General features: G+C 39.6%; 25 protein-coding genes. 23 read left to right on the forward strand and 2 right to left on the reverse strand.

Translation table 11 applies throughout. The annotated features are described in order from the left end of the window. Positions 1-93: 93 nt before the first annotated feature. Positions 94-291 (forward strand): FxsA family protein, encoded by a 198-nt coding sequence (locus G8782_RS00005; protein ID WP_172368872.1) that lies wholly within the window; start codon positions 94-96, stop codon positions 289-291. Here G8782_RS00005 and G8782_RS00010 read toward each other — a convergent pair. Then, positions 281-1,255 carry an AI-2E family transporter gene (locus G8782_RS00010; protein WP_172368873.1) on the reverse strand — a complete coding sequence of 325 codons (975 nt, stop codon included), beginning with the start codon at positions 1,253-1,255 and terminating at the stop codon, positions 281-283. The two genes, G8782_RS00005 and G8782_RS00010, sit on opposite strands and share 11 nt — an antisense overlap. 180 nt (positions 1,256-1,435) lie before the next feature. On the opposite strand from G8782_RS00010, the gene citZ reads away from it, so the two are divergent. From citZ to G8782_RS00110, 20 genes are all read left to right on the forward strand, one after another. Further along, positions 1,436-2,551, forward strand: a complete 1,116-nt coding sequence (gene citZ, locus G8782_RS00015) for a citrate synthase (RefSeq protein ID WP_172368874.1) — start codon at positions 1,436-1,438, stop codon at positions 2,549-2,551. 74 nt (positions 2,552-2,625) lie between these two features. Beyond that, positions 2,626-3,894, forward strand: a complete 1,269-nt coding sequence (gene icd / locus G8782_RS00020) for an NADP-dependent isocitrate dehydrogenase (protein WP_172368875.1) — start codon at positions 2,626-2,628, stop codon at positions 3,892-3,894. A 56-nt stretch (positions 3,895-3,950) separates the two neighbouring features. Then, positions 3,951-4,889 carry a malate dehydrogenase gene (gene mdh, locus G8782_RS00025; protein ID WP_172368876.1) on the forward strand — a complete coding sequence of 313 codons (939 nt, stop codon included), beginning with the start codon at positions 3,951-3,953 and terminating at the stop codon, positions 4,887-4,889. 87 nt (positions 4,890-4,976) lie between these two features. Next, positions 4,977-5,453: a MaoC/PaaZ C-terminal domain-containing protein gene (locus G8782_RS00030; protein WP_172368877.1), complete on the forward strand. Its 477-nt coding sequence runs from the start codon at positions 4,977-4,979 to the stop codon at positions 5,451-5,453. Positions 5,454-5,473: 20 nt separating this feature from the next. Next, positions 5,474-6,172: a response regulator transcription factor gene (locus G8782_RS00035; protein WP_172368878.1), complete on the forward strand. Its 699-nt coding sequence runs from the start codon at positions 5,474-5,476 to the stop codon at positions 6,170-6,172. Then, entirely contained in the window at positions 6,172-7,590 is a 1,419-nt protein-coding gene (gene pnpS / locus G8782_RS00040) for a two-component system histidine kinase PnpS (protein ID WP_172368879.1), read from the forward strand. Before G8782_RS00035 ends, pnpS begins: the two co-directional genes overlap by 1 nt. Positions 7,591-7,643: 53 nt before the next feature. Further along, entirely contained in the window at positions 7,644-8,609 is a 966-nt protein-coding gene (gene hflK / locus G8782_RS00045) for an FtsH protease activity modulator HflK (protein WP_172368880.1), read from the forward strand. Beyond that, on the forward strand, positions 8,609-9,607 hold the full coding sequence (gene hflC, locus G8782_RS00050; RefSeq protein WP_172368881.1) for a protease modulator HflC: 999 nt from the start codon (positions 8,609-8,611) through the stop codon (positions 9,605-9,607). The genes hflK and hflC overlap by 1 nt, the downstream gene beginning before the upstream one ends. 135 nt (positions 9,608-9,742) lie before the next feature. After that, entirely contained in the window at positions 9,743-12,367 is a 2,625-nt protein-coding gene (gene polA / locus G8782_RS00055; RefSeq protein WP_172368882.1) for a DNA polymerase I, read from the forward strand. A 10-nt stretch (positions 12,368-12,377) separates the two neighbouring features. Then, positions 12,378-13,250 carry a bifunctional DNA-formamidopyrimidine glycosylase/DNA-(apurinic or apyrimidinic site) lyase gene (gene mutM, locus G8782_RS00060; protein ID WP_172368883.1) on the forward strand — a complete coding sequence of 291 codons (873 nt, stop codon included), beginning with the start codon at positions 12,378-12,380 and terminating at the stop codon, positions 13,248-13,250. 31 nt (positions 13,251-13,281) lie between these two features. Further along, positions 13,282-13,878 (forward strand): dephospho-CoA kinase, encoded by a 597-nt coding sequence (gene coaE / locus G8782_RS00065; RefSeq protein WP_216667729.1) that lies wholly within the window; start codon positions 13,282-13,284, stop codon positions 13,876-13,878. 124 nt (positions 13,879-14,002) lie between these two features. Beyond that, entirely contained in the window at positions 14,003-15,025 is a 1,023-nt protein-coding gene (locus tag G8782_RS00070; RefSeq protein WP_172368884.1) for a glyceraldehyde-3-phosphate dehydrogenase, read from the forward strand. Positions 15,026-15,493: 468 nt separating this feature from the next. Then, positions 15,494-15,958, forward strand: a complete 465-nt coding sequence (gene nrdR, locus G8782_RS00075; RefSeq protein WP_172368885.1) for a transcriptional regulator NrdR — start codon at positions 15,494-15,496, stop codon at positions 15,956-15,958. Between the two features lie 25 nt (positions 15,959-15,983). Further along, positions 15,984-17,342 (forward strand): replication initiation and membrane attachment family protein, encoded by a 1,359-nt coding sequence (locus G8782_RS00080; protein WP_172368886.1) that lies wholly within the window; start codon positions 15,984-15,986, stop codon positions 17,340-17,342. 1 nt (position 17,343) lies between these two features. Beyond that, a complete protein-coding gene (gene dnaI / locus G8782_RS00085; RefSeq protein WP_172368887.1) occupies positions 17,344-18,294 on the forward strand; it encodes a primosomal protein DnaI in 951 nt (316 codons plus the stop codon). A 562-nt stretch (positions 18,295-18,856) separates the two neighbouring features. Then, positions 18,857-20,788: a threonine--tRNA ligase gene (thrS, locus tag G8782_RS00090; RefSeq protein WP_172368888.1), complete on the forward strand. Its 1,932-nt coding sequence runs from the start codon at positions 18,857-18,859 to the stop codon at positions 20,786-20,788. A 316-nt stretch (positions 20,789-21,104) separates the two neighbouring features. After that, positions 21,105-21,608, forward strand: coding sequence for a translation initiation factor IF-3 (gene infC / locus G8782_RS00095; RefSeq protein WP_172368889.1), 504 nt, complete (start codon positions 21,105-21,107; stop codon positions 21,606-21,608). Positions 21,609-21,639: 31 nt separating this feature from the next. After that, positions 21,640-21,840 (forward strand): 50S ribosomal protein L35, encoded by a 201-nt coding sequence (rpmI, locus tag G8782_RS00100; RefSeq protein WP_172368890.1) that lies wholly within the window; start codon positions 21,640-21,642, stop codon positions 21,838-21,840. A 42-nt stretch (positions 21,841-21,882) separates the two neighbouring features. Continuing rightward, on the forward strand, positions 21,883-22,242 hold the full coding sequence (gene rplT / locus G8782_RS00105) for a 50S ribosomal protein L20 (protein WP_172368891.1): 360 nt from the start codon (positions 21,883-21,885) through the stop codon (positions 22,240-22,242). A 128-nt stretch (positions 22,243-22,370) separates the two neighbouring features. Further along, the gene (locus G8782_RS00110; protein ID WP_172368892.1) at positions 22,371-22,661 is read left to right on the forward strand and encodes a DUF1294 domain-containing protein; all 291 of its coding nucleotides are present in this window, start codon (positions 22,371-22,373) and stop codon (positions 22,659-22,661) included. 52 nt (positions 22,662-22,713) lie between these two features. Here G8782_RS00110 and G8782_RS00115 read toward each other — a convergent pair whose 3' ends face one another. Next, on the reverse strand, positions 22,714-23,091 hold the full coding sequence (locus G8782_RS00115; RefSeq protein ID WP_172368893.1) for a sigma-w pathway protein ysdB: 378 nt from the start codon (positions 23,089-23,091) through the stop codon (positions 22,714-22,716). 89 nt (positions 23,092-23,180) lie between these two features. Here G8782_RS00115 and G8782_RS00120 point away from each other — a divergent pair, with 89 nt between their 5' ends. Further along, complete coding sequence (locus tag G8782_RS00120; RefSeq protein WP_172368894.1) at positions 23,181-23,666, forward strand: dUTP diphosphatase; 486 nt, start codon at positions 23,181-23,183, stop codon at positions 23,664-23,666. Between the two features lie 25 nt (positions 23,667-23,691). After that, positions 23,692-24,528 (forward strand): metallophosphoesterase, encoded by an 837-nt coding sequence (locus tag G8782_RS00125; protein ID WP_172368895.1) that lies wholly within the window; start codon positions 23,692-23,694, stop codon positions 24,526-24,528. Positions 24,529-24,594: the final 66 nt, after the last annotated feature.

Genomic DNA, 24,594 nt, shown 5'->3' on the forward strand with positions numbered 1-24,594 from the left:
TTTTACTCATAAAATTATCCCGCTCCTTCAAGTTAGGTATAGTATAGCGGGTTTTTTCCATAGAAAAAACCCCGAAAGGGGTACTTTTTTAAAGTGTCCGCTTTTCGGGGTTCAGTTCAGATAGATGGCGTTTGCATATTTTTCGGCGGGATATTGTTGCTAATTCCGGGATTTATCACCGATATTGCAGGTTTTTTCTTGCTATTTAAGGGCCCGAGAAATCTAATAAGACCTTATATTATTACTTGGTTGGCTAAAAAAATGAAAAGCGGGCGCATTGTCATTCGTTAAACAGCGGATGTTGTTTGACTTTATAGGCAGCAAATAAAAGAAAAGGCGATAATAAAATTCCCGCAAAACCAAATAAGTAAACAGAACAAGCCATGATTAAAAATGCATGAACCGGTTTTAGTTGGAAGGTGGATGCCCACATGTAGGACTCGGTAAATTGTCGCGTCGTAATCGTGAATAAGTAGAGTAATGCAAGTGAAATTCCCACGAATAAATTTCCAGAGTGTATGAAAAAGACAATCATCGGGATTAGGAAGATGCCTATTCCTAAAAACGGGAGACCATCGACTAGTGAAATCAGGAATGCAATCCCGAACGGTGATTTGAATTGTAATAGTGAAAATCCAATTGATAAAATGATAAATGTTAAAAAAACTAATCGTGCTTCAACGGAAACAAAGGTGCCGATTACTTTACTTGCTTCTGATAGTGATTTTTTCGCTTGTTTACGCATTTCTACGGGAAAGTAAACGAGAAACCAAAATCGATTCTTCCCTGACTCGCGTAAAGCAAAAAAATAAGCTAATAGAAAAATAAAGAAACTAATAAGTCGTTGAAGCAATGTTTGAATCAGCATAAGTGTATATTCGAGAATGGCCTGTCCATATTGAATGATTTTGCCTTCAAGAAACGCAAGCACTTTACTAACAGTATCTGTATTTGCAGTGAGCGGAGTTAAGTGGCGCTCGACTGCAGGGACCAGATCCATTATTCCATGGATGCCAATATAGACGAATGAGCCGGTTAGAAAGAAAAGAATACATATTACGAAGATAGTTGCGATTGTTAATGGCAGCTTTGTTAATGAATGGACGGCTGTAAGAAGCGGTGCGGTAAAGTAAGCCGCGATAACCGCAATCGCCACGGGAGGAAACATGAAAATTACAACGATTGTTAGAATGATAGGCAGCCACTTTATAAACAATAATCTAGCGATTTTTTGATTTTTATTATGAACAGACATCTTAGACTCCTTTGTCTATTTATTCTAAAAACAAGCGTTTTCATTCACAATTATGACAAAGTTGATTATAATGAATCATGTAAGCAAAAATAGAATAATAACATAAAAAGTTGAAAGGCCGCTACACCGCTTTTTACGATTGTGCGAAGTATGGCCCTATAACCAAAAGGAGCGATTTACATGACATCAACCAAGGGATTAGAAGGAGTCGTCGCGACACAGTCTGCCATCAGTTCAATTATTGATGATACTCTTACATATGTCGGATATGACATTGACGACCTCGCTAATAATGCCAGTTTTGAAGAAGTTATCTATCTACTATGGCATCAGCGATTACCAAAAGAGGACGAGCTTGCTGAACTTAAGCAACAGCTTATTGCACATATGCCAGTTCCTCAAGAAGTCTATGATCACTTTAAAATGTACCCGATAGACAAAGTGCACCCTATGTCTGCATTGCGTACTGCAGTTTCCCTTCTTGGATTATACGATGAAAAATCAGAAGATATGTCCGATGAAGCAAACTATGAAAAAGCGATTAAAATTCAGGCGAAAATTGTTACATTAGTAACAGCATTTGGCCGAATCCGTAAAGGGTTAGAACCAGTCGCTCCAAAAGCAGAATTAGGCTATGCAGCCAACTTCTTATATATGTTATCTGGAACAGAGCCAGATGCAATTGAAGTTGAAGCGTTTGACAAAGCACTCGTGCTTCATGCAGATCACGAATTGAATGCATCCACATTCACAGCACGTGTTTGCGTGGCGACTCTTTCGGATATGTACTCAGGAGTCACTGCGGCAATCGGTGCGCTCAAAGGGCCTTTACACGGCGGAGCGAACGAGCAAGTCATGAAAATGCTCGCGGAAGTCGGTTCAGTAGATAATGCAGAAGCTTATATTAAAGATAAACTTGCAAACAAAGAAAAGATTATGGGATTCGGTCACCGTGTTTATCGTAAAGGTGATCCTCGTGCAAAACACCTTCGTGAAATGTCCAAAAAACTGACGGCATTACGCGGTGAAGAAAAGTGGTATGAAATGTCTGTGAAGATTGAAGAAGTCTTTACGGCTGAAAAGAATCTGCCGCCAAACGTAGACTTCTATTCTGCATCAGTCTATCATTCACTCGGCATCGATCATGATTTGTTCACGCCGATTTTTGCAGTTTCGCGCGTATCAGGTTGGATCGCGCATATTCGCGAGCAATATGCGAATAACCGCCTAATTCGTCCACGTGCAGACTATACTGGACCAGGCATGCAAAAATACGTACCGATTAACGAACGCTAAAATAACTTAATTAAGGAAAAAGGGCAGCTCTTTGGGAGGGGCCCTATGATTTTGAATTTAGGAGGAATTTTTTAATGACAAACGGTGAAAAAGTAACAGTTACAAATGGTGTTTTAAACGTTCCAAACAATCCAGTAATTCCATTCATTATCGGTGACGGTACAGGTCCTGATATTTGGAATGCAGCTTCACGAGTACTAGAAGCAGCAGTTGAAAAAGCATATAACGGCGAAAAGGAAATCGTATGGAAAGAAGTACTTGCAGGAGAAAAAGCATTCAATGAAACAGGCGAATGGCTCCCGCAAGAAACGCTTGATACGATCGAAGAATACCTGATTGCTATTAAAGGACCACTTACAACGCCTATCGGCGGAGGTTTCCGTTCATTGAACGTAGCGCTTCGTCAAGAACTAGATCTATACACATGCGTTCGTCCAGTTCGTTACTTCGAAGGTGTTCCTTCACCAGTTAAACGCCCTGAAGACTGCAATATGGTGATCTTCCGTGAAAACACAGAAGACATTTACGCGGGTATCGAGTATGAAAAGGGAACAGATGAAGTTAAAAAGCTAGTGAACTTCCTGCAAGATGAAATGGGCGTTAAAAATATCCGTTTCCCAGAAACATCAGGTATTGGCATTAAGCCGGTTTCAGAAGATGGAACAAAACGTCTTGTTCGCGCTGCGATCAACTTTGCACTTGATGAAGGACGTAAATCAGTAACGCTTGTTCATAAAGGAAACATCATGAAATTCACTGAGGGCGCATTCGCGACTTGGGGCTATGAAGTTGCTGAGGAAGAATTCGCTGACAAAGTATTTACATGGAGACAGTACGACAAGATCAAAGAAGCAGAAGGTACTGACGCTGCAAACAAAGCACAAGAAGATGCTGAAGCATCTGGAAAAATCATCATCAAAGAAGCAATTGCGGATATCTTCTTGCAACTAATCCTTACTCGTCCAAAAGAGTATGATGTTGTCGCGACGATGAACCTGAACGGCGACTATATTTCTGATGCTCTTGCTGCACAAGTAGGCGGAATCGGAATCGCGCCAGGAGCGAACATCAACTATGTAACTGGTCACGCGATTTTCGAAGCAACTCACGGTACTGCACCGAAATATGCTGGACTAGACGTTGTTAACCCTTCATCAGTCCTATTATCAGGTGTACTAATGCTTCAACACCTTGGATGGAATGAAGCAGCGAAAATGATCGAAGAATCGATTGAAAAGACAATTGCTTCTAAAGTAGTAACATATGACTTCGCACGCCTGATGGAAGGTTCAACTAAAGTTAAAACTTCCGAGTTTGCGGATGAATTAATCAAAAACTTATAATATAATAAAGGGGGACTCGTTCCCCCTATACATACGAATAAAAGGAGAGTTACCTCATGACAATGACACGCAAGAAAGTATCGGTTATCGGTTCCGGCTTCACTGGCGCAACGACTGCATTCCTTTTAGCGCAAAAAGAATTAGCTGACATTGTTCTTGTTGATATTCCTCAAATGGAGAATCCAACAAAAGGGAAAGCACTTGATATGCTTGAAGCAGGTCCGGTTCAAGGATTTGATGCTAACATTATTGGAACTTCAGATTACTCGGATACCAAGGATTCTGATATTGTAATCATTACAGCCGGCATTGCACGTAAACCGGGAATGAGCCGTGATGATTTAGTACAGACTAACCAAAAGATCATGAAAGCCGTAACAAGTGAAATTGTGAAGTATTCTCCAAATTCAACAATAATCGTTTTAACGAATCCAGTTGATGCAATGACATATACTGTTTATCAGGCATCTGGTTTTCCGAAAGAACGTGTCATCGGACAATCGGGCGTATTGGATACTGCGCGATTCCGTACGTTTGTAGCGCAAGAGCTTAACCTTTCTGTTAAAGATGTAACAGGATTTGTTCTTGGAGGCCACGGAGATGACATGGTTCCTCTTGTACGTTATTCTCATGCGGGTGGAATTCCATTAGAAACATTAATCTCACCAGAACGACTTGAAGAAATCGTTGACCGCACGCGTAACGGTGGAGCGGAAATTGTGAACCTTCTAGGCAATGGTTCTGCGTATTATGCACCAGCTGCTTCATTAGTCGAGATGGCCGAAGCAATTTTAAAAGACCAAAAACGCGTTCTGCCTGCAATTGCTTATTTAGAGGGCGAATATGATCTTGATGGAATTTACCTCGGGGTACCGACTGTTTTGGGTGCTAAAGGGATTGAAAAGATTATAGAACTCGATTTAACGGAAGATGAAAAAGTTGCACTTTCCAAATCTGCAGATTCAGTTAGAGCGGTAATGAAAGTATTGGCATAAATAACACACGGGTAGCGAAAGCTGCTCGTTTTTTTAACTGTTTTGTTTGTTTACTAACGTTTAATGATATTTCGGGGAGGAATTCAGTTGATTTTAGGTAAAAAAAGACGGCTTGGCAGAAAAATCGAAGAGATAACAGTTGGAGAAAAATTAAAGCTTACCGAAAAAATTGAAGACAAAGATTTGCTTTTATATCTTGGGCTCACAAATGACGGGAATCCACTTTATATTCAACATGACTATGCATCGCAAACGCCATACGAAAATCCGATTGTGCCTACAATTATGTTGACGGGCATTATATCATCGGCTATTTCGAAATATTTACCGGGACCAGGTTCACATATTGTTGAACAACATCTTGAATTTCCTAAGCCTGTATATCATTATGCGACAATCGATTTCCTCTTGGAGGTTATCGTCGTTGATAAGTTGAATAACAAAATAATTGTTGAAATTGAAGCGATAGATGGGGATAATGATGTTGTAGTTGCCGGAGAAGTCAAAGTGATTCCTCCTATTGTTGAAAATCGCCTTATTGCTCAAGCGATGGAAAATTTCTAACTAGATGGGTGAGTGCATTAATGCAAAGAATACTTATCGTTGAAGATGAACAACCGATTCGGAAATTACTCGAATATAACTTGAAATTATCCGGATACGAAACGATTAGTGCAGCCGATGGAGAAGCTGCAATTGAATTGGCCTTAAGTGAACAACCTGATTTAATAGTCCTAGATATAATGTTGCCTAAATTGGATGGAATCGAAGTATGTAAAATGCTTCGTTCGGGGGGGAGTAATATTCCTATCATCATGCTCACTGCAAAAGGCGATGAATTTGATAAAGTTCATGGTTTGGAAATCGGCGCGGATGATTACATGACAAAGCCTTTTAGTCCAAGAGAAGTTGTTGCGCGCATAAAAGCCGTTCTTAGACGAAGCAAGACTAAAGTAGAACATCCTGAGGTTGAAGAAACATTGTTGTCCGGTCCGTTCAAAGTTTATTTGGAACGTTATGAAGTGTATCTTCACGGTGAAAAGCTGGATTTCACGCCTAAGGAATTTGAACTGCTTGCATATTTAATTCAAAATAAGAATCGTGTGCTTTCCCGCGATTTATTGCTAAGTGCTGTTTGGAATTATGATTTTGCGGGAGATACGCGAATTGTCGATGTCCATGTAAGTCATTTGAGAGAAAAAGTAGAAAAAGATACAAGAAATCCGCAATTTATAAAAACCGTAAGAGGCATCGGGTATAAATTCGAGGAGCTGGATTTGTAATGAAAGGTCTATACGGTCGTCTCGTCCTAGCAAATATATTATTTTTATCGTTTCTTTTAACTGGCCTTGGTATAGTACTGGGCCAGTTTTTTCCCTTGTTCAATCATAGCGCAGACCCAATCATACAACGTGATTATTTAGTATTTCTTTTGATTGTTTTACTAACGGCATTATTCGTTTCGCTCTTTATAATTACACGTTTATTGCTGCAATACATTAAACCGATTGACAAGGTAACATCAAATGCAATTAAGCTAGCACAAGGAGATTATTCTGTACATACATCAATAATTGAAAATGAGAGGAAAAATGATCTTTCCTCGGCAATTCATTCGATTGCGCATACGATGCAAGAAATTTCAACGGAACGAGAAATGGAGAAAGAACGGTTAAACACACTTATAGAAAGTATGGGAAGCGGCCTTTTAATGTTTGGAAGAGGCGGTACGCTCAATCTTGTTAACGGGGTTTTTAGAAAGACATTCGGTTTTGAAGAGGATGCAGAGTTAAAAGGTAAAACAGTAAATTCGCTTGAACTGCCTAGAGAACTTGAAACTCTTATTGAAGACGTCTACATGACTGAACAATCCTGCGAAACCCAGTTGAATTTACTTGTTAATGGCGTAGCTTCTTCCGTAAAGGTATATGGGGCTCCTGTAATTGGCAATTACGGCAATTGGTTGGGAATTGTCGTTGTCATTCATGACATTACCGAATTAGTAAGGCTGGAAAAAGTTCGAAAAGATTTTGTGGCGAATGTATCCCACGAGCTGCGAACTCCAGTCACATCCATTAAAGGGTTTGCAGAAACTTTACTCGACGGAGCCATGAATGATCAAACAGTAATGATAGACTTTCTTGAAATTATTCAAAAGGAAAGCGATCGACTTAAGTTATTGATCGATGAATTATTAGTATTGTCAGATGTTGAAAGGGAAGGTTTCACGCTTCAATACAGCGAAGTCGGTTTAAATAAAATGATTAATGAGGCGATCCAAGTTGTCAGTGGTCGTATCGAACAGAAAAATATGATGGTTGATTTCAATATGCCGAAGGAAATTGTGATTGACGGTGATGAAGGCCGTTTAATCCAAGTGATGGTCAATCTTCTGTCAAATGCAATCACTTACTCAATGGAAGACACAACAATAACGATTCAAGTTAAGGAAGTTGAAAAGGACGTAATCATAATCGTTAAGGATGAAGGGATTGGAATTAAAGAATCGGAATTAGAACGGCTTTTCGAAAGATTTTACCGAGTCGATCGAGCTAGAAGTCGCGATTCAGGCGGTACAGGGCTCGGCCTGGCGATTGTGAAACATCTCATCGAGGCTCACGCCGGAACGATAAATGTTGAGAGTAAACCAAATGTCGGCACTAGTTTCAGCTTAAGGATTCCTAGACGAAAACGAAACTAATAACCCGTCCAATCCGTATAGAGAGACAATGAATATCTCAAGGGGGATTATCAATGAGTGTTAAGCGAATATTAACAATGATTGGTATGGGGATTTTAGGAATCATGCTCCTCATAGTCGGTTTCACAACATGGTACACAGTGAATGAATCAGAACAGGCAGTAGTGATTACATTCGGGAAAGCAAACACAGAAGTAACAAACTCGGGTTTGCACTTTAAGTTGCCTTGGCCAATTCAACATGTTGAAGTTTTATCGAAAGAGACGTTCAGCTTGAAATTTGGTTATAAGCAAGAAGACGGAGAAGTTGTCGACTTTGATCCTGAAACGAAAATGATTACAGGGGATGAATATATCGTTATAACTGATTTGGTTGTGCAGTGGAAAATTACAGAGCCAACCAAGTATTTATTCCATTCCGAGAATCCCGAAGAGATTTTACATGATGCAACTTCTGCTTCAATCCGGTCAATCATTGGGAGTTCTACGATTGACGCTGCATTAACTGATGGAAAAGCGGAAATAGAGGCAGAGACAAGAGAACTTCTGGCTACGTTAGTAGATAAGTATGATATCGGCATCGTTATCCAAGGTGTGAAACTTCAAGATGTAGAACTTCCGAACTCTGAGGTGCGGGCTGCATTTACAGCGGTTACGGATGCTCGTGAAACAAAAAATACGAAGATTAACGAAGCCAGAAAATACGAAAACCAAAAAAGCAGGGAAGCTATAGGTGAACGCGATGCGATCATCTCCCGCGCAACCGGTCAAAAAACAGCGCGTATTGAACAAGCGCATGGTGACGTATCGGTTTTCAATAAACTGCATGCAGAATATAAGAATAATAAAGAAATAACGCGAGAACGTTTAATACTAGAAACGCTAGAACAAGTATTGCCGAAAGCTAAAATTTACATTATGAACGATAATGGTGAATCCGTGAAATATTTGCCACTGACACAATTGGAGAACACTTCACCTCAAGTCACAACTAAAGATGATGAGGGGGATGAAGAGTAATGTCAAACGATAAAAATCCATTTAAAAGTTTTGAAGAGCGACTTTTTGAAAAACAACAAAAGCAAAACTCTAAAAGCGGACCAAAGAAGCCGGGAAATACTGCGGCGCCAATTGAGTTTAAAAAGTATATTAAATCAACGCTTATTTTAACATCCATATTTGCGGTAATCGTTATCTTAATAGCTAATATTTTCATAGTTAAAGAGAATGAGTATCGGGTTGTCACGCAGTTTGGAGAAATCAAGCGGATTATTCAAGAGCCAGGCATCAATATTAAAGTGCCTTTCATACAAAGCGTCATGACACTACCGAAAAGCCAAATGACTTACAATGTTTCAGAGGCCGAAATTAACACAAAAGATAAAAAGCGCATTATGATTGATAATTATGCTGTATGGAAAATAACAAATCCGAGAAAAATGATTTCCAATGCGCGTAATATTGTGAATGCGGAAGGTCGAATGTCAGAATTCATCTATTCGGTTGTCCGTACCGAACTTGGTCAACTCGACTATGTGGATGTCGTGAATGATGAAAACTCTGAGCGCGGTTCATTAAACGACAGGGTTACCCAACGTGTTAATGAATTTTTGGAACAAGGGAACTTCGGAATTGAAATTGTCGATGTTCGTATGAAACGAATAGACTTACCAGAGGAAAACGAACAATCAATCTACACAAGAATGATTTCCGAACGACAATCAACTGCACAAACCTATTTATCTGAAGGTGATGCGGACAAAAGCAGAATAGAAGCCGAAACGGACCGAGAAGTGACTGAAATGTTAGCGGAGGCAAATAAAGAAGCTGCCATCATTCATGCTGAAGGCGAGTCAGAAGCTGCTAAAATTTACAACGATACTTTTTCAAAAGACCCGGAATTTTATAGTTTATACCGAACACTGCAAACGTACACGAAAACTGTTGGTGAAGATACGATGATTATTATCCCGGCAGATTCTCCATACGCGAAAATCTTAACCGGTTATATCGAATAAGGCAGTAAACAAATACCCGTCATTTTCATTTATCCTAGCCCGCATGGTAAGATAGATGAAGATGGCGGGTTTCCTTGTTGGAAATAAACATAATCAAAATTAAAGTTAATTGATATTTGAACAGGAGTGGATGACTTGACGAAAAAGAAAATAATCCTTATTGATGGAAATAGCCTTGCGTACAGAGCATTTTTTGCTTTGCCTTTATTAACGAACGATCACGGCATTCATACAAACGCAGTGTATGGTTTTACAATGATGCTTCAAAACATATTACACGAAGAAAAACCGACCCATATGCTAGTGGCATGGGATGCAGGGAAAACGACCTTTAGACATAAAACATTTGGAGAGTATAAAGGAGGGCGTCAGAAAACCCCTTCCGAATTGTCTGAGCAATTTCCTTATATCCGAAAACTGCTTGATGCGTATAACATAAAACAATATGAACTCGATCAATACGAAGCGGATGATATTATCGGTACATTAAGTCGAGAAGGTAATGAGGAAGGTTCCGAAGTTATTGTGTTTTCAGGAGATAAAGATTTAACCCAACTCGCGACTGAGCATACGACAGTGCTAATTACACGTAAAGGAATAACGGATACAGAGAAATATACGCCTGAACATATCATAGAGAAATACGGAATTACAGCTTCCCAGATGATCGATATGATGGGGCTTATGGGAGATCCATCAGATAATATCCCTGGCGTTCCAGGTGTCGGAGAAAAGACGGCGCTTAAATTATTAAAAGAGTTCGGTTCCATTGAAAATGTGTATAAATCACTTGATAAAATAACCGCGAAAAAACTCAATGAAAATTTAACAGCGAATGAAGAAGTCGCTTTTATGAGCCGTGATTTAGCAACGATTGCTGTCGATGCGCCAATTTCAGTGAAAATCGACGACTTGTCGTATAACGGTCCCGATAATGAAGAACTCACAAGTATTTTTCAACAACTAAATTTTAATACGCTTCTTGAAAAGATATCTCCAGGCGCGAGCGAAGTGAAGCAAGAAGATATTGAAGTCACCATCGTATCGGGTTTACAAGAAGAACATTTATCGGATACTATGGCGCTTCATATTGAAATGATGGACGTTAACTATTTAAATGCTGACATTCTCGGGGTTGCATTAGCTGATGAAAATCGGACAATCTATCTTCCTCTTTCAGTTCTGGAGACTTCGGATTTATTTAAAACATGGCTCGAAGACGATTCTAAAAAGAAGTATTGTTCCGATTCGAAAGCAGCGCTTGCCTCTTTGGCTAGATACGGAATTGAATTGAAAGGGATTGAGTTTGACTTACTGCTCGGCGCATACATAGTGAGTCCTTCTACTTCCTATACGGATATTGCATCCATAGTAAAACAGTTCGGTTATACAGATGTTAAGCAAAATGATTTGATTTACGGAAAAGGTGCGAAAAAGGCGGCTCCATCCGATGAAGTTGTCGCGGAACATGCTAGCCGTAGTGCACTTGCAACTTGGAAGCTGCGCACTACGATCGAAGAGCAATTAAAAGAAAATGAGCAATTTGATTTGTACCATGAATTAGAACTGCCACTCGCTGCGATTCTCGGGAAAATGGAATCGACAGGTGTAAAAACGGACAAACAAGCATTGGCGGAAATTGGAACGCAATTATCCGTGAAAATAAAAGAACTTGAAACGTCCATTTATGAAATGGCAGGAGAAAAATTCAATATTAACTCCCCGAAACAACTTGGTGTGATATTGTTTGAGAAAATCGGCTTAACACCAATTAAAAAGACCAAGACGGGCTATTCAACAGCGGCCGATGTACTAGAGAAATTGGAAAGTGAACATGAAATCATCGGCGAGATTCTACAATATCGTCAACTAGCCAAGCTAAATTCGACCTATATTGAAGGATTATTAAAAGAAATTCACGAGGATGGGAAAATTCACACGCGTTTCCAACAAGCATTGACGACAACTGGAAGATTAAGCTCGATCAATCCGAATCTGCAAAACATACCTGTTCGTCTTGAAGAAGGACGTAAAATACGTGCAGCATTTGTACCATCGGAACCTGATTGGTTATTATTTGCGGCAGACTACTCCCAAATCGAATTGAGAGTGCTTGCACATATGTCTCAAGATGAAAAATTAATGGAAGCTTTTCACCACGGGGAAGATATTCATACGAAGACAGCAGCGGATGTTTTTGGCGTACAGATTGACGAAGTGAAACCTTCAATGCGGGATGCAGCAAAAGCAGTCAACTTCGGAATTATTTACGGGATTAGCGACTATGGTCTTTCGCAGAACTTGAATATTACACGAAAAGAAGCAGCTAAATTTATTGAAACGTATCTGGCTAGTTTCCCTGGTGTAAAAAAATATATGAACGATTCAGTAGCAGAAGCAAAGGTTAATGGTTATGTAACAACTTTAATGAACAGAAGACGTTATTTACCCGAAATTAAAAGCTCTAATTTCAATTTGCGCAGTTTTGCTGAACGTACAGCAATGAATACGCCAATCCAAGGCAGCGCGGCGGATATCATAAAACAAGCGATGATTGACATGGCAGAGCGTTTAGAAGCGGAAGGTTTAGAAGCGCGCATGTTACTTCAAGTGCATGATGAGCTAATTTTCGAGGCTCCTGTCGATGAAATTGAATTATTAAAGAAAATTGTACCTGAAGTCATGGAATCCGCAATTAAGCTCGACGTGCCGTTAAAAGTCGAGTCTGCATACGGTAAGTCTTGGTACGATATGAAGTGAGGGGAAATAGATGCCTGAATTACCTGAAGTTGAAGGCGTAGTTCGTGCATTTGCACCTGAGGCGATCGGACGAACGATAAAAGATGTAGCTGTTTCGGATGTTGTGATTAAATCGAAAGAGCAGGGAAGAGAAGCAATTATTAAAGGAATGTCCACAAAAGATTTTATCCGACAAATGAAGCAAATGTCGATTGTCAATGTGACAAGACGCAGCAAATATATTTATATCGACTTGCAAAAAGGGAATAACGACTACCTCCTTGTCAGCCATCTCGGCATGACGGGGGCGTGGTTCGTTGTCAACACAATCGAAGAAGTCGTGGAAGAAAAATTTCGTAGACATATTCATGTAATTTTTACGATGGAAGACGGGGGGCTGCTTGTCTATTCTGACATTCGGCGCTTCGGCGAACTTCGTTTACTTAATGTTGAAGCGGACCATCCTCCATTACTCAAAATGGCGCCAGAGCCGTTTGATGAATCGGCATGCAACCATTTTCTAGATTTAACCCAGCTCCCCAGATATGCTGAAAAACCGATAAAAGAAGTCATCATGGATGGACAAGTGATTTCTGGCTGCGGCAATATCTATGCAACAGAAGCACTCTTTAGGATGAACATACATCCGACGCGAAAAGCTAGGCGAATAAGTTTGAAGCGAAAGAAAGAGTTATTTCATGCCATCGTCGACATATTACAAGAAAGCATTGATGCCGGCGGGAGTACAATCTCCGACTACCGAAATATTAACGGAGAAGCAGGGGGCATGCAACATCGCTTGAAAATATACGGCAGAAAAGTATGTCTCGGCTGCGACACGAATACAAAAAGTGTAAGAATTGCAGGGAGAACGTCGGTATACTGCCCTAAATGTCAAAGATGATTAAGAGTAAAGGAAGGAGGTGGAGATACGTATGATTATTGGTCTTACAGGCAGTATTGCTAGCGGGAAAAGTACTGTATCCAAAATGCTCAAAGAAAAAGGGTTCCCGATCGTTGATGCGGATAAAATTGCGCGTCAAGTCGTCGAACCGGGCACTTCGGTGATTAAGGAAATAGGCGAACACTTTGGCGATGAGGTATTGAATGAAGATGGATCCTTGAATCGTGAAAAACTTGGCGAACGGATATTTAAGAATGAAGAAGAGCGTAAAAAATTGAATTCTATAATTCATCCTGCTATACGAAATGAAATGATTCGGCAAAAAGAACAATGGATTTCAAATGGAGCTAACACAGTCATTATGGATATCCCGCTTTTATTTGAAAGTAAACTACAATCCTTTGTTGAGAAAATCATAGTCGTTTCAGTGACACCTGAAATTCAAAAAGAACGACTTATCGCGAGAAACAAACTGAACGAACAAGAAGCCGCCGATCGTATTAACTCTCAACTTCCAATGGTTGAAAAAGAAGCCGGTGCGGACGCGGTTATCGATAACAACGGTACGATAGAAGAAACAAAAATGCAGGTAGAATCGCTACTGGATAAATGGGATTTGAAACCGTAACCCTTTTCTGAAAATTAGAACAGCGAAATTTGTCATTTTAATGTGTTTTCCTCATATATTATGTGTTATACTAATAGACGAATTGAATGGATAAAGTATAACATACTTACAGGAGGATTTATCTATGACTACTTCTATTGCGATTAACGGGTTCGGAAGAATTGGACGAATGGTTTTCCGTCAGATGATTTTGGAAGATGATGTAAGGATTGTTGCAGTAAATGCGTCATATCCATCGGAAACACTCGCTCATTTAATTAAGTATGACACAAATCACGGAACGTTTAATGGTGAAATCATTGCCGAAAAAGATGCGCTTGTTGTAAACGGTAAACGAGTGAAGCTTGTATCGGAAAGAGATCCAGTAAAACTTCCTTGGAAAGAGCTAGGTGTCGATATCGTTATAGAAGCGACAGGTAAATTTAACTCGCGTGACAAGGCGGCCCTTCATTTGCAAGCTGGTGCTAAAAAGGTGATTTTAACCGCGCCGGGTAAAAATGAAGATATCACAATTGTCCTTGGCGTAAATGATGAAAAACTTGATATTGATAAACATGAGGTTATTTCGAATGCTAGTTGTACGACAAATTGTCTTGCGCCAGTTGCCAAAGTGCTGAATGATGCTTTTGGTATTGAGAACGGCTTGATGACAACTGTTCATTCATTTACGACAGATCAAAATAATTTAGATAATCCACATAAAGATTTACGTCGGGCACGGGCATGCGCGCAATCTATTATTCCGACTTCGACAGGTGCCGCGAAAGCGCTATCATTGGTACTTCCGGAATTAGAAGGCAAAATTCACGGAATGGCACTCCGCATTCCGACACCAAATGTTTCGTTAGTCGACCTAGTTGTAGATCTTGAACAAGATGTAACAGTAGAAATGGTGAATGACGCGTTCAAAAAAGCGGCAAAATCAAACATGTCAGGGATTCTTGCTTACACAACTGATCCTGTAGTTTCTATAGATTTAAATACAACTACGGAATCCGCAATTGTTGATGGACTTTCCACAATTGTAATGGGAAGCAGAAAGGTAAAAGTGCTTGCTTGGTATGATAATGAATGGGCCTATTCTGCACGAGTTGTAGATTTGGCGAAGAGAGTTGGCTACGCTTTAAGTTTGAAGTTAAGTGCTTAGGAGTTAATAAAAGTTTGAAAGTATGGAGGGGAATAGAGTAATTTCCTCTTCATACTTTTTTTGTTTACTTGAACAATCCATTATTCTAATACTTGTATTAACACTGACCGCTGATTTCCGTTGCGGGCGGACGCTTTCCCGCGGGAGTCGCCACCCTCCACTACAATCAACTAATTTCATTATATAAGAGAGTTATTTGGAGTTATCTTATCAGCTAAGTGGATTTGAGAAATTTTTTGTGGGGGGAGAAGGTCCCAACTTGCAAGCAAATGCCATTAGAGTGCAAGCAAACTACATTCAAGTGCAAGCAAACCCCAATGAGTGCAAGCAAATTACAGACAACAATATTAATCAAAATTCAAAACATAAATTGTGTATACCCAACGCTTTCTTATGCTTTTGTTCTGTTTGCCTACTTTTTCTGTTATAATCAATATACTATTAACGGGAAAAGTGGAGGATAATCTTATGAAATGCCCGGCATGCCAATTTAATGGATCAAAAGTTGTTGATTCTCGTCCTGCTGATAGTAGCAGATCAATTCGGAGACGAAGGGAATGCGAATCATGCGCTTTTCGTTTTACAACGTTCGAAAAAATTGATGAAGCACCCTTGGTTGTCGTGAAAAAAGATGGTTCGCGTGATGAATTCGATGGCGATAAAATTCTTCGCGGACTTATTCGTGCTTGTGTGAAACGTCCAGTCGTTTTAGATGATTTAAAAAATATTGTTTATGAAATCGAGAAAGACTTGAGAAGTTCAGGTGTCGCGGAAATAAATTCAGGTGATTTGGGAGAAATGGTTTTAGAGCGACTAGCAGACGTTGACGAAGTTGCCTATGTACGATTTGCATCTGTTTACCGTGATTACCAAGACATTACCGTATTTATTGATGAACTAAAAAATCTTCAAACAAAATCAAATGAGAATTGAGAATTAATGGAAGGTGTAGGTTAAAATGGTGGCGCTCTATAAAGAATTACAACCAGTCGATTCATACAAAGTACAATTGTCGCACCCAATTTCCGACTATGACCGGCAACTTCTTACATTATTTTACCAACCATTAATCGGGTCAAGCGCAATGAGTTTGTTTATGACTCTTTGGGCTGACGCGGAACAAGAAAATGAGAGAGAATATACTCATTATCATTTAATGAATCTATTATCTATGTCCTTAGACCCGATTTTTGAGGCGCGGATTTCACTAGAAGCAATCGGCCTTTTGCGTACATATATGAAAAACGATGGTGATACCCGATCTTTTATCTATAAGTTATACTCTCCGCTTGGCGCAAAAGAGTTTTTTAATGACCCCTTATTATCTACATTTTTATTTAGTAAAATTGGTGAACAGGCGTACAGAAATTTAAGGGCGCGTTTTGCGCTCTCATCGTCGGACGATGAAAATTTCAAAGAAGTCTCACGGACGTTTCTGGATGTCTACAAACCAGTTACAAACGGTATGAATATAGATGAAGGTAGCGAAATTGTCGAACGGAATCAATCTGAAGGTGTTCCTTTTGTTAATTATGATTTTGATTTCAATCTCTTGAAGTCTGGACTATCCGAACAGATGGTGCCCCAGGCCGCACTTGCATCCGTCTCGAGAGAAACAATTTCGAAACTTGCATTTCTTTATTCATTATCGCCTCTTGATATGCAAAAAGTGATTATGATGGCGTTAGATGAAGATTTAGAAATACCAGATGCAAGACTTCGACGCGCAGCAGCAGATTATTATAAGATGAGTATTTCAAAAGAAGCACCTGTGTTGCAAAAGGTATATATAAAGGAACAACCAGAAACAAATAATCCGGAAAACCTTTCTCGTGAGGAAGCGTTATTATATTATCTGGAAAACACAGCCCCTGTTGACATGTTGCGTGATCTAAACGATAAAGAGCCGCTTTCTGTAGATGTTCAGTTAGCAGAAAGACTTATTAATACGCATGATTTGCCAATAGGCGTTGTAAATGTACTCTTGCAATATGTGCACATTCGTAATGATGGTAAAATAACAAACAACTATGTTGAAAGAATCGCTTCACATTGGATGAATAAAAAAGTCAGTACAGCGAAAGAAGCTTTGGAGTTTTCGAGGAAAGAACATGATAAATATATGCAGTGGAAAAATGAAGGCCAAAAACCAGCTGCCAATAATAGACGGGGATCCGGCCGTGAAGCAATGGTTCCCGAATGGTTTTTCAAAAAAGATGAAAAGAAAGAACATCCTAAAAAGATGGATCCAGACGTGGAAGAACGTCGACTTAGATTGCTTGAAAAATTGAACGCTAGAAGAACTGAGGTGAAGTAAAATGGAACCGCTTGGAGATGCATTAAAACGTGTGGTCAATGCACCAAACTTTGCAGCGCGCTATGACGATTTGCGGATCGAAATTATGGGGAATCCAGGTATTCAAAAGTTTTTGTCTGAACATTCAACTGAAGTCAATGAACAGATGGTTGATCGGAGTTTAGGAAAGCTTTACGAATATTCGATTGCTTCGCATGGCTGCGATAAGTGCACTGAGCTATCGAACTGCAAAAATATCATGAATGGATTTGAACCAAAACTAGTCATTAAACGCGACCTTATTGAAATTGAATATGTAAAATGTCCATCTAAACTGACTGATGAAAATCGTCGGAAAACAGCTAGAATGATTGAAAGCATGCATATGCCAAAAGATGTGATGCAGGCACGATTACATGATATCGATTTGACTGCCACTGCAGATGAAAGCAGAATATCCGTTGTAGATGCTACAAATGAGTTTTTAGAAAGCTATGATCAAACTGGAGAATTGCCAAAACGTGGATTGTATATTTACGGACCTTTTGGAATTGGAAAGTCATTCATTCTTGGTGCACTAGCAAATGAACTAGCAAACCGCGGCGTTAAAACAATTGTCGTGTATGTTCCTGAGTTTTTACGTGAAATCAAACAATCGATACAAGATCAGACATTAAATGAAAAAATAGACTTTGTAAAAAAAGCGCAAGTACTAATCTTAGACGATTTCGGGGCTGAAGCAATGTCGGCCTGGACACGTGATGAAGTGCTTGGCACGATATTGCAATATCGCATGGCCGAACAACTTCCGACCTTTTTCACATCGAATTTAAGTTACGACGAATTAGAGAATCACTTAACGTATACGCAACGTGGCGATAAAGATGTTGTGAAAGCAAGCCGTATCATGGAAAGAATTAAAATGGTTTCAACTGATATAAAGTTGAGCGGGGAAAACAGACGGAACAAATAAGTTTGCGCATCTTTTAAAAGAGTGATGGGCCCATGTTGAAATGTAAATCGTGAAATCAATTTGCAATCAGGGGATACCTTCAATGCATATACTATGTTTACTCCTGTAAGACCAGGCATTTATACGGTAAAAGCTTACCATGTGAACAACGTTACAACAGTGCTTGTACTTGATGTTAATTAAAATTCAAGAAATATACTTGCAATTCACTATGAATCATCGTATACTCATCTCTAATAAGTATTTAAATGCATTGATAAGGACAATAATTGTTTCGTTAACCGCCAGAGAACGGGGACATTGAGGGAAAGATTGAATTGTATCTTTCCGCACTTGGCTGGAAGCCCTGTAGGAAAGACGTGCAATTTACCACCTTTGAGCAGCATTGGTGAACATTCAGTAACCAATGACGGATCCGGCCCGTTAGCCGAAGCAGAGCTTCATTAATGGCAGAGTCTACTCTGTTCGTTAAGAGAAGAAGGGTGGAACCACGAGCTAAAGCTTCGTCCCTTTCCAGGGATGGGGCTTTTTTTGTTTTTTAATATAAAAGGAGTGTTTGAAAATGTCGAATGAAATTAAATTACAATTTCCAGATGGAGCAGTAAAGGAGTTTCCTAAGGGCACAACTACTGAAGAAGTTGCGGCATCAATTAGTCCGGGGCTTCGCAGAAATGCGCTTGCAGGAAAGTTAGACGGTAAATTGATTGATTTTAAAACACCAATTTCAACTGACGGAGAAATTGCGATAATTACACCAGATTCGCCTGAAGCACTTGAGATTTTACGCCATAGCTCGGCTCATGTTCTTGCTCAAGCAGTAAAACGTCTATTTAAAGATGCAAAATTCGGTGTTGGTCCAGTAATTGAAAACGGATTTTATTATGATATCGACTCGTCCGTGCCAATCACTTCAGATGACTTGCCGGAAATCGAAAAAGAAATGAAGAAAATCGTCAACGAAAATATTGAAATTGTTCGCCGAGATGTTTCGCGTGCAGAAGCAATTGAACTATTTAAAGAAATTGGCGATGAATACAAATTAGAGCTGATCGAAGCGATATCTGAAGATGAACAAGTGTCGATTTATGAACAAGGCGACTTCGTTGATCTATGTCGCGGTGTGCATGTTCCATCAACTGCAAAACTAAAAGAATTCAAGTTGCTCAGCATTGCGGGGGCTTATTGGCGTGGAGATTCGGATAATAAAATGTTGCAACGCATTTACGGAACTGCATTTTTCAAAAAAGAAGATCTTAAAGCCCATTTGAAAATGCTCGAGGAAGCGAGAGAACGAGATCACCGTAAAATAGGAAGAGAACTTGACCTATTTATGAACTCCCAAAAAGTCGGTCAAGGACTACCAATGTGGTTGCCCAAAGGAGCGACAGTCCGTCGTATAATTGAACGTTATATTGTCGACAAAGAAGAAAGACTTGGTTATCACCACGTCTATACGCCGGTTCTAGGAAGTTCCGAACTGTATAAAACAAGCGGACACTGGGAGCATTACCAAGATGATATGTTCCCGGTCATGAGTATGGACAATGAAGATCTTGTCCTTCGTCCGATGAACTGCCCGCATCATATGATGATTTATAAAAACGGAATTCATTCCTACCGAAACTTGCCGCTTCGAATCGCGGAACTCGGTACAATGCATCGTTACGAAATGTCAGGAGCGCTATCGGGATTACAACGTGTGCGCGGGATGACATTGAATGATGCGCATCTCTTTGTCCGTCCTGATCAAATCCAAGACGAGTTCAAAAAGGTTGTTCAATTAATCATCGATGTTTATAAAGACTTTAATATTACAGACTACTCGTTCCGTGTTTCTTATCGTGATCCGGAAGACACTGAGAAATATTTTGACGACGATGCAATGTGGGAACGCGCACAAGCGATGTTAAAAGAAGCAATGGATGAACTAAATGTCGAGTATATCGAAGTTGAGGGCGAAGCTGCATTTTACGGTCCGAAGTTGGATGTTCAAGTAAAAACGGCGATTGGAATGGAAGAAACACTTTCTACAGTACAGCTCGACTTTTTATTACCGGAACGGTTCGATTTAACGTATATCGGGGAAGATGGAAAACAACATCGTCCAGTTGTCATTCACCGCGGTGTTGTCGGAACGATGGAGCGTTTCGTTGCATACTTGATAGAAGAATACAAAGGCGCATTCCCGACGTGGCTTGCACCAGTTCAAGTTCAAGTCATTCCGGTTTCTCCCAATGCACATTTTGACTATGCGAATGATGTTCGCGAGAAGCTTGTGGAAGCTGGATTCCGAGTTTCACTTGATGAGCGCGATGAGAAAATCGGTTATAAAATTCGAGAAGCGCAAATGCAAAAGGTTCCGTATATGCTGGTTCTCGGAGACAAAGAAATTGAATCTGGTGAAGTGAATGTTCGTAAATACGGCGAGAAGCAATCTGAAAGCATGAACTTTGAAGACTTCATTAAAAAAGTTTCAGAAGAAGTAATTAAGTAATCAACGGAAATGGTTGACAACTGTTACCGCGGATGGTAAGATAACTGAGGTAGGTTAATTATTGAATATAGTTTGTGGTATAAGAAGAGGCTACCCGCTTCTCACCTGATTGACGCGAAATCGTTGTTAGCAGGTCAGCACATTTATGAAGTATCGTACATGTCGATGTGCGTACACATATGCGGGTAGACAATCCAATTTGTCTACTCGCTTTTTTATTTTTTTGCACCGTGGGTTCGACTTAACTAGTCGATATACCCAAACTATTTATTCTTGAGATAAGTTTACCCGGAGGTGGATTACTATTAGCAAAGACATGAACGTAAATCAGGGCATACGTGCCCGCGAGGTTCGTCTGATTGATCATAACGGCGAACAGCTTGGAATCAAAACTCGTAACGAAGCTCTGGAAATCGCAACACGTGTTAACTTGGACTTAGTCCTTGTAGCACCGAAAGCAAAACCGCCAGTTGCTCGAATCATGGATTACGGAAAATTCAAGTTTGAACAACAAAAAAGAGAACGAGAAGTTCGAAGAAACCAGAAAGTCATTCTTCTAAAAGAAGTGCGATTAAGCCCGACTATCGATGAACATGATTTTCAAACAAAACTTCGTAACGCAATTCGTTTCCTGAAAAATGGCGACAAAGTAAAAGCATCGATTCGTTTTAGAGGACGTGCAATTACGCATAAGGAAATCGGACAACGAGTACTTGACCGGTTTGCTGAAGAGTGTAAAGAATTAGCAACTATTGAACAAAGACCGAAGATGGAAGGCCGAAGCATGTTCTTGGTGCTTGCCCCGACTGTCGAGAAATAAGGTACAACGAAAGATTTAGGAGGAACCATTTATGGCTAAGATGAAAACACATAAGGGATCAGCGAAACGTTTTAAAAAGACAGGCACTGGAAAAGTAAAACGTGGCCGTGCTTACACAAGTCACCTTTTCGCAAACAAAACGACTAAAGCAAAACGCCACCTGCGTAAAGCTTCACTTGTTTCTTCAGGAGACTACAAACGCATTCGTGAAATGATCACATACCTAAAATAATAAAAATACTAAATTCGAACAGAAAAGCAGGAGGTTATTACTATGCCACGAGTAAAAGGTGGAGTAGAAAGACGTAAACGCCATAAACGCGTATTGAAATTAGCAAAAGGTTACTATGGTTCAAAACATAGACTTTATAGAACAGCAAACGAACAAGTAATGAGATCATTTAACTATGCATACAGAGACCGTCGTCAAAGAAAACGTGATTTCCGTAAACTATGGATTACGCGTATCAATGCGGCAGCTCGCATGAATGGTCTTTCATACAGCAATATGATGCACGGCTTGAAAGTAGCTGGAATCGACATCAACCGTAAAATGCTTGCTGACCTTGCAGTGTCTGACGCACAAGCGTTCACACAACTTGCAGATGCAGCGAAAAAAGCAGTTGCAAAATAAGCAGTGAAAACTAAACCGCCTTATCGCTTGAGAAATTCAAGTGAAGGCGGTTTTTTCATTAAACTATATTTTTTATTTTCCCCAAGAAGATAATAAAAGTGTAAACTATAGAAAAGGGGGAAGTGCGAATGCAAACAACAGCACTCATATGGATAGCATTCATGTCGGTTTGGGCGTTCGCCGCAATGGGCTATGATAAACGCCAATCGAAGAAAAAAGGGCAGAGAGTCCCAGAAAAAAACTTATGGTTGCTAGCGCTTCTAGGCGGAGGAATCGGCGCTTATTTCGGCATGCAAATATTCCGCCATAAAACTAGGCATACATCATTTCGAATTGGTTTTCTAATGTTAGCGATTCTAAATGGCGTGCTGATCCTTTATTTATTTGGCGTGACGTTGCCTACTAATTCATTTGCATGAAAAAACACTGTCAAAGAATGTAGATACCATTCCCAGACAGTGTTTAATACAATTATTTCATTAGTTGTTCGATCGGATTTTTCCAACTGATTTTTGCAGTCGGATAATTTGATAGAATTTCAGATTGAAGAAAGTGAAAATCGTCTTTGGTAAAACCTTGAAGTTTCGCTTCGTTTTTCACCCAAACAAAAATAGAAACGACATCAAATGAGTTTTCAGTCGTACCTAAGTATTTTTCACCTTCAAACATTGCACCTTTATACGTAATGAAGAAGTTTTTACGCACATTTTTTATGTCATCATAGAAATAGTAACGTTCCTCTTCATAAGCATCATCCAGTTTACGCTTCGGGTCGAATAAATAACGAATCCCCCGGTAAAATAAATAAATTATAAAAGCGATGATCACAAAGCGGATCAAGAGTCCCATAATAGATCCCCCTTAATTAATATACTTATTCTTATACGAATAACATTGCAGAAGGTTTCATATTAACAAAATAAATCGGAGGTTTTTTCATGGAACTAACAAAGTTATTTACAATGCAAGCAGAATTAGACTCATTTATACGAAAACAAAGGGGTACAAATGAGGATGTCTTTCAAGCAAAAGGACTAGCACTTCTTGTAGAACTCGCAGAATTAGCGAACGAAACGAGAAGTTTTAAATTTTGGAGTTCAAAAGGACCTTCAGAAATCGAAGTGATACTTGAGGAATATGTCGATTCGATTCATTTTTTATTATCCCTCGGCATTGAACTTGGATTCGAAACGATTACTAATTGGCCACAAGGTAAAGTTGAAGGTGAATTAACCGAATTATTCTTGAAGACAACAGAATCGATTACATACTTTTTAAAAGATTTAATGATAGAGTCTTATATCAATGTGTGGATTCATTACGGTTCGATTGCTGATAAACTCGGCTTTACGCAAGATGCAATTATCGAAGCCTATATCTTGAAAAATGAAGAAAATTACACTCGTCAAAAAGCGGGCTATTAATAGTAGTCTGTAGAAAGGAAAAGTTATGCGCAAATTGTTTTTAGCCATCATTTTCATAGGCATTATCGGCTTCATTATCTATAAAGGAAATACAACTGTAGGAACGACAGATTATACGTTAAGTTCAGAGCGACTGCCAGCAAGTTTTGATGGCTATAAAATAGTTCAGTTGTCCGACTTACATGATGCGATGTTTGGTGAAAATCATGACGATATCGTGAATGAGGTAGTGAGGATTGCGCCTGATGCCATCTTTATAACAGGCGACTTTATTGATAGAAACCGTTATGACTTAGAACAAAGTTTGATTCTTGTTGAGAGAATCAAAGATGTGGCGCCGATCTATTATGTAACTGGTAATCATGAAATATCAATAAACGATGTCGATCGAATCAAGAATTCCTTACTTGAATTAGGTGTTCATGTTCTAACAGATGAGAGGGAAATCCTTTCTTCTCCTGAAGGCGAAAGGATGGTAATCGGGGGAGTTGAAGATCCGTTAAGCAGCTTGGGAGATGAACAAGTTACAGTTGAAAGAGCTGTGGAGAAAGCGTTTGATGGTGTTCCACAAGATTTGTTTAAAATATTGCTATCGCATCGTCCTGAACAATTTGGGGTTTATGCACGAAATGGAATTGATGTAACCTTTAGTGGTCATGCGCACGGCGGGCAAGCTCGAATTCCAGGTCTTGGCGGATTGATTTCGCCAGGACAAGGAATATTTCCAAAGTTGACATCGGGAATTCATGAATTAGAAGAAAGTCAATTGGTTGTCAGTCGCGGAATTGGAAACAGCCTTTTTCCGGTTCGAATATTTAATCAGCCAGAAATAGTTGTCGTGACATTGAGAAAAGATTATTGAAAAAGCATTAACTTGTTTCTTTAGACAAGTTAATGCTTTTTTCTTATCGAATTAATAATGAATTCG

The sequence above is a fragment of the Sporosarcina jiandibaonis genome (assembly GCF_013184495.1).
GTDB classification, from domain to species: Bacteria; Bacillota; Bacilli; order Bacillales_A; family Planococcaceae; genus Sporosarcina; species Sporosarcina jiandibaonis.

Excerpts from the sequence above, each read along its gene's own strand:
- G8782_RS00010 (WP_172368873.1), bottom strand. The coding sequence starts at position 1,255 with ATGTCTGTTCATAATAAAAATCAAAAAATCGCTAGATTATTGTTTATA.
- citZ (WP_172368874.1), top strand. The coding sequence starts at position 1,436 with ATGACATCAACCAAGGGATTAGAAGGAGTCGTCGCGACACAGTCTGCC.
- icd (WP_172368875.1), top strand. The coding sequence starts at position 2,626 with ATGACAAACGGTGAAAAAGTAACAGTTACAAATGGTGTTTTAAACGTT.
- mdh (WP_172368876.1), top strand. The coding sequence starts at position 3,951 with ATGACAATGACACGCAAGAAAGTATCGGTTATCGGTTCCGGCTTCACT.
- G8782_RS00035 (WP_172368878.1), top strand. The coding sequence starts at position 5,474 with ATGCAAAGAATACTTATCGTTGAAGATGAACAACCGATTCGGAAATTA.
- pnpS (WP_172368879.1), top strand. The coding sequence starts at position 6,172 with ATGAAAGGTCTATACGGTCGTCTCGTCCTAGCAAATATATTATTTTTA.
- hflK (WP_172368880.1), top strand. The coding sequence starts at position 7,644 with ATGAGTGTTAAGCGAATATTAACAATGATTGGTATGGGGATTTTAGGA.
- hflC (WP_172368881.1), top strand. The coding sequence starts at position 8,609 with ATGTCAAACGATAAAAATCCATTTAAAAGTTTTGAAGAGCGACTTTTT.
- mutM (WP_172368883.1), top strand. The coding sequence starts at position 12,378 with ATGCCTGAATTACCTGAAGTTGAAGGCGTAGTTCGTGCATTTGCACCT.
- coaE (WP_216667729.1), top strand. The coding sequence starts at position 13,282 with ATGATTATTGGTCTTACAGGCAGTATTGCTAGCGGGAAAAGTACTGTA.
- G8782_RS00070 (WP_172368884.1), top strand. The coding sequence starts at position 14,003 with ATGACTACTTCTATTGCGATTAACGGGTTCGGAAGAATTGGACGAATG.
- nrdR (WP_172368885.1), top strand. The coding sequence starts at position 15,494 with ATGAAATGCCCGGCATGCCAATTTAATGGATCAAAAGTTGTTGATTCT.
- G8782_RS00080 (WP_172368886.1), top strand. The coding sequence starts at position 15,984 with ATGGTGGCGCTCTATAAAGAATTACAACCAGTCGATTCATACAAAGTA.
- dnaI (WP_172368887.1), top strand. The coding sequence starts at position 17,344 with ATGGAACCGCTTGGAGATGCATTAAAACGTGTGGTCAATGCACCAAAC.
- thrS (WP_172368888.1), top strand. The coding sequence starts at position 18,857 with ATGTCGAATGAAATTAAATTACAATTTCCAGATGGAGCAGTAAAGGAG.
- infC (WP_172368889.1), top strand. The coding sequence starts at position 21,105 with ATGAACGTAAATCAGGGCATACGTGCCCGCGAGGTTCGTCTGATTGAT.
- rpmI (WP_172368890.1), top strand. The coding sequence starts at position 21,640 with ATGGCTAAGATGAAAACACATAAGGGATCAGCGAAACGTTTTAAAAAG.
- rplT (WP_172368891.1), top strand. The coding sequence starts at position 21,883 with ATGCCACGAGTAAAAGGTGGAGTAGAAAGACGTAAACGCCATAAACGC.
- G8782_RS00110 (WP_172368892.1), top strand. The coding sequence starts at position 22,371 with ATGCAAACAACAGCACTCATATGGATAGCATTCATGTCGGTTTGGGCG.
- G8782_RS00115 (WP_172368893.1), bottom strand. The coding sequence starts at position 23,091 with ATGGGACTCTTGATCCGCTTTGTGATCATCGCTTTTATAATTTATTTA.
- G8782_RS00120 (WP_172368894.1), top strand. The coding sequence starts at position 23,181 with ATGGAACTAACAAAGTTATTTACAATGCAAGCAGAATTAGACTCATTT.
- G8782_RS00125 (WP_172368895.1), top strand. The coding sequence starts at position 23,692 with ATGCGCAAATTGTTTTTAGCCATCATTTTCATAGGCATTATCGGCTTC.